Origin of the sequence: Cellulosimicrobium sp. E-16 (assembly GCF_049913115.1) — a bacterium.
Classification (GTDB): Bacteria; Actinomycetota; Actinomycetes; order Actinomycetales; family Cellulomonadaceae; genus Cellulosimicrobium.
Genome location: NZ_CP183974.1, coordinates 3,931,266 through 3,943,520 on the forward strand (window position 1 = coordinate 3,931,266; position 12,255 = coordinate 3,943,520).

Consider the following 12,255-nt stretch of genomic DNA (forward strand, 5'->3'; position numbering starts at 1 on the left):
CTCACCCGAACGTGGCGGTGAACACCTGGACGCCGGCCGGCACGTCGAGCTCGACGAGGCCTTCGGTCGGGGCATCGCCCTCCAGGACGGGGTAGAGCGTCGGACTGCCGGACACGTCGAGCTCGCGGGTCGTGGTCCGCCCGTCGGTCGTGACGCGGGCCGTGACGGTGCCCTCGCCGCCGAGCACCGTGAACACGTCGGTCGATCGGTACGCGAGGCGCACGCGCGCGTCGTCGGACACGGCGGTCGCGCCCTGGAAGTCGACGTCCCACGAACCGCCGAGCGAGAACGTGTCCTGCCGCTGGTCGGCGGCGAGCGTGAAGTCCTGCTGCCCCGCGGCGTAGCGCGGCTCGCCGTCGTAGTTGACGACGCGCTTGATGGAGAAGTAGGTCTCCGGCGTCGTCTCGTCCTGCGGCGTGGTGTCGCCGACGGCGGTCGGCTCGGGCAGCTCGACGCCGGGGTTCGCGTCCTCGAGGAGCTCGCGCACCAGGCGCTCGGTGTCCTCGTACCCGCCCTCCCCGAAGCGGATGTGACGCACGGTCCCGTCGGCGTCGACGAGGTACTGCGCGGGCCAGTAGCGGTTCCGGTAGGCGGTCCAGGTCGCGTACGCGTTGTCCTGGGCCACGGGGTAGGTGACGCCGAGGTCCTGCGCGCCCGCGACGACGTTGCGCGTCTCGCGCTCGAACGCGAACTCGGGTGTGTGGACCCCGATGACCTCGAACCCCGCGCCGACGTCGCGGTAGCGGTCGTACCAGGCGTTGACGTGCGGGATCGCGCGCTGGCAGTTGATGCACGAGTAGGTCCAGAAGTCGACGAGCACGACCTTCCCCCGCAGCCCGTCGAGCGTCAGCGCCTCGCCACCCGGGGTGTTGAGCCACGTGTCGATGCCGCGCAGCTCCGGGGCGGTGCCGCAGTCCTCCAGCACGGGCGCGCCGTTCGAGCAGTTCGAGAGCTCGCGGTTCTCGTCGGTGACCAGCCCGCCGAGGTCGAGCGCCTCGCGCACGGCCTCGTTCTCGTCGACCCGCTGCTGGAGCGCGCCCGTGTAGTCGGGCAGCGCGCGCTGGAGCGCGGCGGGGAGGTTGAGGGCGAGCGCACCCGCGAGCGCGATCATCACGACCCCGCCCGTGACGCGGATGCCGCGCGTGTGCCGCTGGAACCCGCGGACCCGCTCCGCGACGCGGCGCCCCGCGAGCGCGAAGACCAGCAGCGGGACTGCCGCCCCGACCGCGAACGACACCGTGAGGGCGACGGTGCCGGGGCCGATGTTCCCCGTCGCGCCGGCAACGGTGATCGCCGCGAGGACCGGCCCGGCGCACGGCACGTACAGCACGCCGAGGCCGAGGCCGAGCACGAACGCCCCGCGGTCCTGGCCGGCGGCGCCGCGTCGCGCCCCGAGCGCCGCGATCCGTCGGAACGGCCGCTCGAGGACCTCCTCGACGCGCGGCACGATCATCCCCACGCCGATCGCGACGAGGAGGACGATGCCCGCCCAGCGCAGCAGGTCCTGCGGGAGCCCAAGCGCGGTGAGCACGAGGGAACCGAGGAGCGTGAAGACGCTGAAGCTGAGGACCAGGCCCGCGATGACGAGGTAGGGGCGCCACGAGCGGCGGCCCCCGGGGCGCACCCGGCGCCGGGACGCGGGACGCCCGGTCCCGCCGTCGGCCGGGACAGCGGGCTCCGGGCCTTCCGCGGACAGGTCGAGCGCGAGGGTCCCGCCGCGCGTCGGCCGCGCCGCGACCTCCCGCACCCCGGCGGCCTCCTGCGCGCCGCCCGAGCCGACCGGGCCACGCAGCCCCGCGGCCGGGCGACCGCCGACGCGGACCGCGTCCGGGACGCCTGCGAACAGCGCCGGCGAGACGCCGCCCGCCGCGGGCTCCCCGGCGGCCGACGGCTTCTCCCCCGTGCGCGCGCCCTGCACGCCGCCCGCGAAGAAGATGACGGGGAGCATCGGCAGGATGCACGGCGAGATCCCCGTGATGAGTCCCCCGAGCAGGCCGATGACGATGAGCGTCTCCATGCCCGGGGTTCGGACCGGTCGCCCCCATGGATGGGTCCGCCGCGAAGGGGTCACGGCTCCGCCCCGGCGCACGACGACGGCCCCGACCGTGGGGCGGGGCCGTCGCGCTCCGCACGGGGCTGCGGAGTCCTGCTCGCGCCTGAGGTCGGCGCGGTACGCGTCACATGGTCGGCATGAGCACCGAGTCGACGAGGTACACGGTCGCGTTCTGCGTCATCACGCCGCCGCAGACGACGGCCGCGTCGTTGACCATGAGCTCGTCGCCCGAGCCGGTCACCTCGACCGTGCCGCCCTCGACGGTCTCGTGCTCGCCGACGACCTGGTCGGGCGTGAGCTGGCCGGGCACCACGTGGTACGTGAGGATCTTCGTCAGCGTGTCGGAGTCCGTCTTGAGCGACTCGAGCGTCGCGGCGTCGATCTTCGCGAACGCGTCGTCGACGGGGGCGAACACGGTGAACTCGTCGCCGTTGAGCGTGTCGACGAGGTTGACGTCCGGGTTGAGCTCACCCGACACGGCCGCGGTGAGCGTGGTCAGCAGCGGGTTGTTCGACGCCGCCACGCCGACGGGGTCCGTCGACATGCCGGTGATCGACCCGGCACCGTCGGGGACCTGCTCCGCGTACGCCGCGCAGCCCGGGCCCACGAGGTTCGCGGCGGGGTCGGCCGCCATGTCGTCCGAGCCCTCGGTCGAGTCGTCGGTCATGCCGTCGGACGTCGAGTCGTCCGTCATGGTGTCCTCGGCCTGGGAGCCGGTCGTCGAGTCGGAACCCGTGCCCGTGTCCGAGCTGCACGCGGACAGGCCGAGCACGGCGAGCGTGGCGATGCCGGCGACGGCGTACGACGTGCGGGTGCGAACGTTCATCGGTCTCTCCTCGGGTCGTCGCCCCGCCGGTGCGGGGCGTCATGCCGAGGGTTCGGAGCGCCGCTCCGGATGGATGGGTCGGGATCCGCACGAGTTCTCTCGCGCGCGTCCCGACCCCGGGGCCGCACCGCTCAGCCGACGAGCGCGACCACCGGGTCCGCCGTGGGCTGCTCGGAGCCGCCCGCCGGCTCGACCGTCACGGCCATGCCGACGCCCGGCTCGTCCTGGACGAGGCGCGACGTGCTCCCGTCCCGGACGTCGAGCACGCCCGCCGAGACGACCGCGCCGTCGGCGTCGACCACCCAGAGCTGGTAGTCGCGGTCGTCGCCGGCGTCGGGCAGGTCGGACGCGCGGAAGTACATGTCGTCGCCGGCGGCGAGCAGGGACGCCTGGCCGCCACCCGCGACGTCGCCGTGCAGGATCGTCGCGTCGGGGTCGGCCAGCATCTGGGCGATCGCGTCCGCCTGCGCCTCCAGCCGCGACTGCTCCTGCGTCGCGCGCACCGCGACCGTCGTCGGGACGGCCACGGCCACCGCCGCGGCCACCGCTGCCGCGAGCCCCGCCCAGCGCCGGCGGCGCGCGCTGCGCGCAGCCGCGAGGTCGACGACCACGCCGTCCCCCGCGCCCTCTCCGGCCGACGTGTCCGTCCCGGTACGCGGCGCCTCGTCCGAACCAGCGCCGGACGGCGCACCCGTCACCGTTCCCGGAGCGGCACCCGTTCCGGCGGACGCGGCGACGCGGGCCAGCACGGCGTCGCGCACCCCAGGCGGCGGTGCGCTCTCGACCGCGAACGCCGCGACGACGTCGCGGTACTCGTCGAGCTCGCGGCGCGCGTCGGGGTCGGCCGCGAGCAGGCGCTCGACGGCGCGCCGCTCGACGTCGTCCACGGCGTCGAGCGCGTAGGCGGGCAGCAGGTCGCGGACGCCCCGCGGGTCGTCCGCACCAGCCTCGTGCGGAGAGCTCTGGTCAGCCACGGCGCACCCCCAGGCAGTCGCGCAGCCGCAGCAGCCCGTCCCGGATCCGGGACTTCACGGTCGGGAGGGCCGCCTCGAGCCGCTCGGCGACCTCGCGGTACGTGAGACCGCCGTAGTACGCCTGCACGACCGCCTCCCGTTGCGTCGCCGTGAGCGAGTCCAGGCACCGCCGCACGGCCGCGCCCTCCAGCCGCCGCTCGACGTCCTCGACGACGACGTCACGCGGCACCGCGGCCGTCGACGCGTCCACGTCGCGCTGGTCCCGGTCGCGGCGCGCCTGCTCCGCTCGCACGCGGTCCACGGCCCGTCTCCGCGCGAGCGTCACGACCCACGTGCGCGCCGAGCCGCGCGTCGCGTCGTACCGCTCCGCCGTCTGCCACACCTCGACCATCACCTCCTGGACGACCTCCGCCGCGTGGTCCGGGTCCCGCAGGACGCCCAGGCACGTGCCGTAGGCGACCGGCGCGAGCGCGTCGTAGACGGGCGCGAACGCGCCCGGGTCGCCGCCGGCGCACGCCGACAGCGCGGCGTCGACCGCGGGGTTCGTCGTCACGGGAGGTGGCACCCGGCCAGTGTGCGGCACGGGCGCCTCACGCACCCGCTGCAGCGCGCCGACCACGGCTCTCGCCACCAGACCTCCCGCCGACGCCCCGTCCCGGACCGTCCGAGACGCTCAGGGTTCGGTGCGGACGCCCCCGCGGATGGGAGGGCGGCCGGACCGTGTCAGAGCGCGCGGCGGGAGCGCACCGCGCCGGCGAGCTCGCGCAGGAGGTCCGCGGTGGTCTCCCAGTCGATGCACGCGTCGGTGACCGACTGCCCGTACACGAGGCCGCTCGGCGCGGGCTTCTGCGCGCCCGCCACGAGGAAGCTCTCCATCATGAGCCCGGTGATCCCCTGCTCACCCTCGGCGAGGCGCGCGGAGACCTCGCGCACGACCTCGGCCTGGCGCACGTGGCTCTTGCCCGAGTTGCCGTGCGAGGCGTCCACGACCAGCCCGTGCTCCGTGACCCCGCCCTGGCCGGAGGTGCGTGCGACCGCGAGCGCCGCCGCGACGTCGTCGGCCCCGTAGTTGGGGCCGGAGCGCCCGCCGCGCAGGATGACGTGGCAGTCCGGGTTGCCCGCCGTCTCGACGGCCGCGGCGCGTCCGAGCGAGTCCATGCCGAAGAACGTGTGCTCGCTCGCCGCGGTGATGCAGCCGTCGACCGCGATCTGCACGTCGCCGTCCGTCGCGTTCTTGAACCCGACCGGCATCGACAGGCCCGAGGCGAGCTGGCGGTGCACCTGCGACTCCGCGTTGCGCGCGCCGATCGCGCCCCACGACACGGCGTCCGCGATGTACTGCGGGCTCGTCGGCTCGAGGAACTCGCACGCGGCCGGGACGCCCGCGTCGAGGACGCCGAGCAGCACCTCGCGCGCGAGGCGCAGGCCGTGGTGCACGTCGTGCGACCCGTCGAGGTGCGGGTCGTTGATGAGGCCCTTCCAGCCCACCGTGGTGCGCGGCTTCTCGAAGTACACGCGCATGACGATCAGCAGGTCGTCCGCGAGCTCGTGCGCGACGGCGGCGAGGCGGCCCGCGTACTCGAGCGCGGCCTCGGGGTCGTGCACCGAGCACGGGCCGACGATGACGAGGAGACGGTCGTCGTCGCCCGCGAGGACGTCGCGGACCTCGCGACGCGACGTCGTCACGAGGTCGCTGCGGGTGGCGCCGAGCGGCAGGTCGGCGAGCATCGTGCGCGGCGCGGGGAGCGCGTCGAGCGCGCGGACCCGCAGGTCGCTCGTGCGGGCCTGGAGCTCGGGGCTGTCCACGGGGTCGACGGTACCCGTCACGCGGTCGGTCGACGCGTCGGACGCCGCGGCTTCGGGCGGGGTGGTCGTGCTGGTCACGGGGGGCTCCTGGTCTGTGCGGCGGGGTCTGGGACCGCCGTGAGTCGGGTGCCCAGCGGCGCTCCACCGGCCTGCTGCCGCCCGTGGTCCCGGAGCGGCCCGTCTCACGACGAAGGGCCCGGACGCGGTCCGCGTCCAAGGCCCTGTGCTGGCTCCGGGTGGTGATCTGTGGTCAGGCGAACGCCCGCACGGCCCCACCGGGAGCCTGCGTAAAGCGCCAATACCACTGAGAAGTCACGAGGTGACCGTAGCACAGGGGCTCCGAGGGCCGGACGGCGCGTCTCACGGACCGGTCGGCCGGGGCCATGGCCCGGTGGGCCCGACCGCCGCGCCCGCCTAGGCTCGGGACATGCCGATCCCCGAGTTCGTCGCCGCCCTGCGGTCCCGCGTCGGGACCGACCTGCTGTGGATGCCGGGGGTGTCGGCCGTCGTGGTGGACGACGACGGCCGCCTGCTGCTGGGGCAGCGCGCCGACACCGGGCAGTGGGCCGTGATCAGCGGGATCCTCGAGCCGGGCGAGGACCCGGCGGTCGGGCTCGCGCGCGAGGTGCGGGAGGAGACCGGCGTCGAGGTCGTCGTGGACACGCTCGTCGCGGTCACGGTCACCGAGCCCGTCGAGTACCCGAACGGCGACCGCTCGCAGTACCTCGACCTCGCGTTCCTGTGCCGCCCCGTGTCGCGGGCGGCCGCGGCGGCGGCGCACGTCGCGGACGACGAGTCGCTCGCGGTCGCGTGGTTCGCCCCGGACGACCTGCCCGACGACCTCGCGCGCTCCACCGTCGAGCGCCTCGGCCACGCGCTCGGCAGGCTCGCCGACCCCTCAGCCGGCCCCTTCTTCGTCCGCTGACGCCACGCGCGACGTCTCCGTCGCGGACGCGCCCGATGCCTCCGGGCCGAGCCAGCGCACCGCGAGCAGGCACGCGTCGTCGTCCTCCGGGGCGCGCGCGACGACGGCCTCGAGCAGCTCCGCACCGCCCAGCCCGGCCCCGAGCGCGTTCGTGACGATCTCCGCGAGCTCGTCGAGCGCGAGCGCGAGCGGCCGGTCGCGGCGCTCGACGACGCCGTCGGTGAAGAGGAGCAGCAGGTCGCCCGGGGCGAGCGTGACGGTGTCGGCGACGCGCGGCGTCGTGCCCCGGACGCCCAACGGTGTGGACCGCGCCTCCCACAGGTAGCCCGCCGACCCGTCCGCGCGCACGAGCAGGGGCGGCAGGTGACCGGCGCACGTGTAGCGCAACACACCCTCGAGCAGCTCGAGCTCCCCGTACACGAGGCTCGCCATGAAGCCGGTCCCCGTCCGGTCGACGAAGCGGTCGAGCCGCTCCACCACCTCCTCCGGCGGCAGGCCCGTGTCCGACGCCGCGCGGACCGCCGTCCGGAGCTGTCCCATCGCGGTCGCGGCCTTGAGCCCGCGCCCCACCACGTCCCCGACCGAGAGCGCGACGACGTCCGGGGCGACGCGGAACGTGTCGTACCAGTCGCCGCCGACCTGCAGGTCGTGGACCCCCGGGCGGTAGCAGGCCGCGATGTCCACGTGGGGGTCGGCGACGATCCCGCCCGAGAGCATCGCGCCCTGCAGCTCGCTCGCGACCGACACGCTCTGCTCGTGGGTCGTGGCGCGCGCGAGCGCGAGCGCGGCGAGCTGCCCGGCCGCAGCGGCGGTGCGGAGGTCGACGGGCTCGGAGCCCGCCGCCCGGCGGGGCTCCAGGGCGAGGACGCCGAGCAGCGCACCCGCGGTGCGCAGCGGGACGACGACGGTCCCGTCCGCGCGCACGCCCGGCTCGGCCAGCTCGTCGATCGTCGGGGCGACCACGCCCGCGGCGCCGCCCCACCGGCGGAGCGGCCCGCCCTCCTGGGGCGTCCAGAGTGCGGCATCCCCTGCCCCGAGCATCGTCACCGCCGCACGGAGCAGGACCCACGCGACGCCGTCGAGACCGGCGACGCTCGCCAGGTCGGCGGCGATGCCGTGCAGCAGGCGCACCCGCCGCTCGGCCTCCTCCGCCGCACGCCGGGCCGCCACGAGCTCCTGCTCGAAGCGGGACCGCTCGCGCGCCCCCAGCATCGCGACCTCGACGAGCCGCTCGCCGCGGACCTCGCGCCCGATCGCGGTGAGCAGCACCGGCTCCCGACCCCGCGGCGTGCGCAGCTCCACCGCGACCTCGTCGACCCGCCCCTCGATGTGGAGGCGCGGGCCGAGGTGGGTCTCCCAGTAGATGCGGCCGCCCACCGTCAGCAGGTCGGCGAGCCGGCGGCCTGCGACCGCCTCGACGTCGGGCACGTCCAGGAGCCGCAGGAGCTCGTCGTTCACGTCGAGCACCCGCCCCTCCGCGTCGAGGAGCAGGAGCGCGACGGGAGCGAGCACCCAGCGCTCGCCGCGCGACATCACCATCAGGTGCCCCCGAGCCAGTCGCGCATGGCCCGCACGAGGAGCGCCGGGTGCGAGAGGTTGGGGCAGTGCCCGACCGAGTCGATGACGACGAGCTCGCTCCCCGGCAGGTGCGCGTGCACGTACCGGCCCACCGTCTGCGGGGCGATGACGTCCTCCCGGCTCTGCACGACGAGGCTCGGGGTCCGCACCCGCTCCAGGTCCGCCCGGTTGTCGCCGAGGAACGTCACGCGCGCGAACTGGCGCGCGATCGCCGGGTCGTTCCGGCGGAAGACCTCGGCGAGCTCGTCTCCCAGCGCCGGACGGTCGGGGTTGCCGACGATCACCGGCGCCATCGCCTGCGTCCAGCCCAGGTAGTTCGCGTCCATCGTCTCGAGGAGCTCGTCGATCTCCTCCGCGGAGAAGCCGCCGCGGTACCCCTCGTCGTCGATGTACCGGGGGCTTGGCCCGACCAGCACCAGGCGGTCGACGAGGTCGGGCCGGTCCGCCGCGGCGAGGAGCGCGATCACCGCGCTCACCGAGTGGCCCACGAGGATCACCGGCTCGTCTGCGACGTCCTCCACGACCTCGACCAGGTCCGCGACGTAGCCACCCAGCTCCGCGTGCCGCGCGGGGTCCCACGAGGCCGGGTGGGACGCGCCGCACCCCGAGTGGTCGAAGAGCACGACCCGGTGGTCCGCCGCGAAGACGGGCGCGACGAAGCGCCACATCGACTGGTCGCAACCGAAGCCGTGCGCGAAGACCATCGTCGGGCCGTCGTGCAGCCCCATGACCCGCACGTTGTTGCGTTCGCGCACGTCCACGGGTGACAGCGTAGGGGGAACCCGATCCGGTGAGCACGGCCCGCGCGGGTGAGATCGTGCCCGGGAGCGACGGCGCACCACCGTCCGTGACCGTCCGCACGGCACAATGTCCCCATGCGTGTCTCGGCGAAGGCTGACTATGCGGTTCGGGCGTGCGCCGAGCTCGCCGCGTCCCCCCACGGCGACCCCGTGCGGGCGGAGGACCTCGCGGCGGGCCAGGGCCTGCCCGTCAGCTTCCTCGAACGGATCCTCGGCGACCTGCGCCGCGCCGGCATCGTCGCGAGCGTCCGCGGCCGTTCCGGCGGCCACCGCCTGGCCCGCCCCGCGTCCGAGGTGACCCTGGCCGACGTCTTCCGCGCCGTGGACGGACCGCTCGTCACCGTGCGCGACGAGCGCCCCCCGAGCCTGGAGTACGAGGGCTCCGCGGCCGCGCTCCTCGAGGTCTGGGTCGCGCTCCGCGCGAGCGTCCGCGACGTGCTCGACCGCGTCACGATCGACGACGTCGTCCGTCGCGACCTCCCCGACGACGTCCACGCCCTCGCCGCCCGCGCCGACGCCTGGGAGAACCCCTGACCTGCTGAGCCCTCGCGGCCGTTAACACTGGCCCACGATGTGGTCGGCGCTTCACATACTGGACTCGTTCGGTCAACCTTGTCAGGACACGTCGGGGCCGCCCCGGCCACCCGAGCAAGGAGACGCGGTGCGGACCCTCATCCTGCTGGCCCTCGTCGGCCTCGGTGCGCAGCTCGTCGACGGCAGCCTCGGCATGGCGTACGGCGTGACGTCCACGACGCTCCTGCTCGCGATCGGGACGAACCCCGCGGCGGCGTCGGCGACGATCCACCTGGCGGAGATCGGGACGACGCTCGCGTCGGGTGCGGCGCACTGGCGGTTCGGGAACGTGGACTGGAAGGTCGTCGTGCGGATCGGCGTCCCCGGCGCGATCGGCGCGTTCGCGGGCGCGACGTTCCTGTCGAACCTGTCGACGGAGCTCGCCGCGCCGGTCATGTCGCTGCTCCTCCTGGCACTCGGTGTGTACGTGCTGTCGCGGTTCACGTTCGTCGGGCTGCCGAAGGGGCGCCAGGGTCTGCCGCTGCGCAAGCGGTTCCTCGCTCCGCTCGGCCTGGTCGCGGGCTTCGTCGACGCCACGGGCGGCGGCGGCTGGGGCCCCGTGGGGACGCCGGCGCTGCTCGCGTCGGGACGCATCGAGCCGCGCAAGGTCATCGGGTCGATCGACACGAGCGAGTTCCTCGTCGCGATCGCGGCGTCGCTCGGGTTCCTCGTCTCGCTGGGCTCGCAGGGCATCGACCTGCTGTGGGTGGGCGCGCTGCTGCTCGGCGGCCTGGTCGCCGCGCCGATCGCGGCCTGGCTGGTGCGGCTCCTGCCGCCGCGGATCCTCGGCTCGGCGGTCGGTGGCGTCATCGTCCTCACCAACGTCCGCACGCTGCTGCGCTCCGACTGGGTCGACGCGAGCGGCGCTGTCCAGGGCGTCGCGCTCGGGCTCGTCGCCGTCGTGTGGGCCGCAGCCGTCGCCTGGTCTGTCCGGGCCCACCGCCGCGCCGTCGCGCTCGAGGCCGCGACGACCGCCGCCGACGCGGCGGCCGACTCGCCCGCGCCGCAGCCGGAGCCCGTCGCCCGCTGACCCGGGCGCACGCCGAGCGCTTGCTCGTCAGTCGCGCGCGTAACGACGGACGAACGCCGCGAGGATGCGGTGCGGCGCCCAGACGTCGCCGCGGCGGACCGTCGCCTCGACGTCGCCCGCCGTCTCGGGCGCGAAGTACCCGTAGTCCCGGTAGACGCCGATGCGCGTGAGGATCCCCTCCAGGTCGAGCTCGGGGTGGAACTGCGTCGCGTAGAGGTTCTCCTTGACCCGGAACATCTGGACCGGGCACGCGTCCGACGTCGCGAGCAGCACCGCGTGCGCCGGCAGCTCCCGCACGGCCTCCTTGTGCCCGACGTACGCCTCGAACGCGTCGGGCAGGTCGGCGAGCAGCGGTTCGGCGCGGCCCTCGCCGGTGAGCCGGATCGTCACGGGCGAGATGGGCTCGGCGTAGGTGTCGTCGAGGACCGCCCCCTCGTGCAGACCGAGCGTCCCGACGCCGTAGCACGCGCCGAGGAACGGGACGTCGCGCTCGACGATCTCGTCGAGGAGCGGCGCGAGCTCCCGTTCGACGCGGCGCTGGGTCGGCGACTTGTCCGCCTCGGGCAGCGACGAGTCGAACGGGCTGCCGCCGACGATCACCCCGGAGTACGCGTCGAGGTCGATCGCCGGCAGCGGCCCTGCCTCCATCCGGACGCGGTGGAGCGCGTCCGCGCCGAGCCCGGAGTACCGGAGCACGGCGGCGTGCTCGCCGTCCGCGGCGGGGTCCTCCGACCGCGACGCGAGCAGCAGGAACGGCCTCATGCCGGCCAGGCTAGGTGCGTCGTCGTGGCCTCGCCCGGGGTGGCGCGGGCGGCCGCGGTCGGGACCGGCGTCGCGGTCGGGACCGGAGGCGCCGTCCGGGTCGACGAGCGCACCGTCGACGACCGCGCCGGGGTCCCCGGCCCCCGCCCGACGGCGCGCACGACGGCGGCAGCGCGGTCGCAGGAGCCGGACCGTCACGACCGCTCGCGACGTGAGGAGCGAGGCACGGTGCCGGAGCACGCGCGCGGGGACGCGCTCAGGCACGGTCGTAGGTGAGGACGGCGTTACCGCCGTCGAACGTGGCGACGTCGGTCAGGTCGTAGGTGGTCGGCCGGAACCCCGCCGCGCCGAACGCGTTCCGCCCGGCGCCCGCGACCACCGGGTAGAGCTTGACGACCAGCCGGTCGATCTCGTCGAGGAGCGCACCCGCGAGGACGCCACCGCCCGCGAGGTAGATGTCGAGCGGGGAGTCCTCGGTCTTGAGCGCGCGCACGAGCCCGACCGGGTCGTCACGCACGATCGTCACCGCGGGATCGAGCTCGGGCTGCGAGGTCGAGACGACGTACTGGCGCAGGTGCGCGTACGGGCTCGTGATCCCGAGGACGAGCGCGGGCTCGTAGGTCCGCCGGCCCATGACGATGGTGTCGAATGTCCGGTTGGGCTGGTCGTCGACGCCGAGCTGGCGGCGCCCGTGCGTGGGCAGGACGTCCGGGAACGTGTCGATCATGCGGGCGCTGTAGGCGTCGGAGGACGGGTAGAAGTCGACCTCGTCGTCGGGACCGGAGAGGAAGCCGTCGATGGAGAGGGCCACGAAGTAGGTGAGTCGTCTCATGGCTCCAGCCTCGGATTCCGCCGATACGTGATCAATGACGCATGCTGGGGCGATCGTTCACCCGGCGTGAACGGTGCGCGGAGACGGAGGCAGAGG

12 protein-coding genes are annotated in these 12,255 nt (G+C 74.9%); 3 read left to right on the plus strand and 9 right to left on the minus strand.

Annotated features, from left to right (window positions below; translation table 11 throughout):
- Window position 1: 1 nt before the first annotated feature.
- The 5 genes from ACN9MS_RS17235 to ACN9MS_RS17255 all read right to left on the minus strand — a co-directional run bounded on the left by ACN9MS_RS17235 (window position 2) and on the right by ACN9MS_RS17255 (window position 5,737).
- Window positions 2-2,017 carry a cytochrome c biogenesis protein DipZ gene (locus ACN9MS_RS17235; RefSeq protein ID WP_426309641.1) on the minus strand — a complete coding sequence of 672 codons (2,016 nt, stop codon included), beginning with the start codon at window positions 2,015-2,017 and terminating at the stop codon, window positions 2-4.
- A gap of 160 nt (window positions 2,018-2,177) precedes the next feature.
- Window positions 2,178-2,879, minus strand: a complete 702-nt coding sequence (locus ACN9MS_RS17240; protein WP_426309642.1) for a fasciclin domain-containing protein — start codon at window positions 2,877-2,879, stop codon at window positions 2,178-2,180.
- A 131-nt stretch (window positions 2,880-3,010) separates the two neighbouring features.
- Window positions 3,011-3,853 (minus strand): anti-sigma factor domain-containing protein, encoded by an 843-nt coding sequence (locus tag ACN9MS_RS17245; RefSeq protein ID WP_426309643.1) that lies wholly within the window; start codon window positions 3,851-3,853, stop codon window positions 3,011-3,013.
- Window positions 3,846-4,418, minus strand: coding sequence for an ECF RNA polymerase sigma factor SigK (sigK, locus tag ACN9MS_RS17250; RefSeq protein ID WP_426309644.1), 573 nt, complete (start codon window positions 4,416-4,418; stop codon window positions 3,846-3,848). The genes ACN9MS_RS17245 and sigK overlap by 8 nt, the downstream gene beginning before the upstream one ends.
- A gap of 158 nt (window positions 4,419-4,576) precedes the next feature.
- Window positions 4,577-5,737 carry a 3-deoxy-7-phosphoheptulonate synthase gene (locus tag ACN9MS_RS17255; protein WP_426309645.1) on the minus strand — a complete coding sequence of 387 codons (1,161 nt, stop codon included), beginning with the start codon at window positions 5,735-5,737 and terminating at the stop codon, window positions 4,577-4,579.
- 349 nt (window positions 5,738-6,086) lie between these two features.
- Between ACN9MS_RS17255 and ACN9MS_RS17260 the strand changes: the two genes are divergently transcribed.
- On the plus strand, window positions 6,087-6,584 hold the full coding sequence (locus ACN9MS_RS17260) for an NUDIX hydrolase (protein WP_426309646.1): 498 nt from the start codon (window positions 6,087-6,089) through the stop codon (window positions 6,582-6,584).
- On the opposite strand, the gene ACN9MS_RS17265 is transcribed toward ACN9MS_RS17260, so the two are convergent.
- Together ACN9MS_RS17265 and ACN9MS_RS17270 are read right to left on the minus strand one after the other, a co-directional pair.
- A complete protein-coding gene (locus tag ACN9MS_RS17265) occupies window positions 6,558-8,123 on the minus strand; it encodes a SpoIIE family protein phosphatase (RefSeq protein ID WP_426309647.1) in 1,566 nt (521 codons plus the stop codon). The genes ACN9MS_RS17260 and ACN9MS_RS17265 overlap by 27 nt on opposite strands.
- A complete protein-coding gene (locus ACN9MS_RS17270; RefSeq protein WP_426309648.1) occupies window positions 8,123-8,923 on the minus strand; it encodes an alpha/beta fold hydrolase in 801 nt (266 codons plus the stop codon). Before ACN9MS_RS17270 ends, ACN9MS_RS17265 begins: the two co-directional genes overlap by 1 nt.
- 114 nt (window positions 8,924-9,037) lie before the next feature.
- Between ACN9MS_RS17270 and ACN9MS_RS17275 the strand changes: the two genes are divergently transcribed.
- Complete coding sequence (locus ACN9MS_RS17275) at window positions 9,038-9,496, plus strand: RrF2 family transcriptional regulator (RefSeq protein WP_047232267.1); 459 nt, start codon at window positions 9,038-9,040, stop codon at window positions 9,494-9,496.
- A 127-nt stretch (window positions 9,497-9,623) separates the two neighbouring features.
- Window positions 9,624-10,565: a sulfite exporter TauE/SafE family protein gene (locus ACN9MS_RS17280; RefSeq protein ID WP_426309649.1), complete on the plus strand. Its 942-nt coding sequence runs from the start codon at window positions 9,624-9,626 to the stop codon at window positions 10,563-10,565.
- Between the two features lie 27 nt (window positions 10,566-10,592).
- On the opposite strand, the gene ACN9MS_RS17285 is transcribed toward ACN9MS_RS17280, so the two are convergent.
- Both ACN9MS_RS17285 and ACN9MS_RS17290 read right to left on the minus strand, forming a co-directional pair.
- Window positions 10,593-11,327, minus strand: a complete 735-nt coding sequence (locus ACN9MS_RS17285) for a glutamine amidotransferase (protein WP_426309650.1) — start codon at window positions 11,325-11,327, stop codon at window positions 10,593-10,595.
- A 256-nt stretch (window positions 11,328-11,583) separates the two neighbouring features.
- On the minus strand, window positions 11,584-12,159 hold the full coding sequence (locus tag ACN9MS_RS17290) for a dihydrofolate reductase family protein (RefSeq protein ID WP_426309651.1): 576 nt from the start codon (window positions 12,157-12,159) through the stop codon (window positions 11,584-11,586).
- Window positions 12,160-12,255 lie beyond the last annotated feature (96 nt).

Bases quoted from the DNA above. Each gene is read 5' to 3' on its own strand.
- ACN9MS_RS17240 (WP_426309642.1), bottom strand. From the start codon at position 2,879: ATGAACGTTCGCACCCGCACGTCGTACGCCGTCGCCGGCATCGCCACG.
- ACN9MS_RS17235 (WP_426309641.1), bottom strand. From the start codon at position 2,017: ATGGAGACGCTCATCGTCATCGGCCTGCTCGGGGGACTCATCACGGGG.
- ACN9MS_RS17260 (WP_426309646.1), top strand. From the start codon at position 6,087: ATGCCGATCCCCGAGTTCGTCGCCGCCCTGCGGTCCCGCGTCGGGACC.
- ACN9MS_RS17275 (WP_047232267.1), top strand. From the start codon at position 9,038: ATGCGTGTCTCGGCGAAGGCTGACTATGCGGTTCGGGCGTGCGCCGAG.
- ACN9MS_RS17265 (WP_426309647.1), bottom strand. From the start codon at position 8,123: ATGGTGATGTCGCGCGGCGAGCGCTGGGTGCTCGCTCCCGTCGCGCTC.
- ACN9MS_RS17285 (WP_426309650.1), bottom strand. From the start codon at position 11,327: ATGAGGCCGTTCCTGCTGCTCGCGTCGCGGTCGGAGGACCCCGCCGCG.
- ACN9MS_RS17290 (WP_426309651.1), bottom strand. From the start codon at position 12,159: ATGAGACGACTCACCTACTTCGTGGCCCTCTCCATCGACGGCTTCCTC.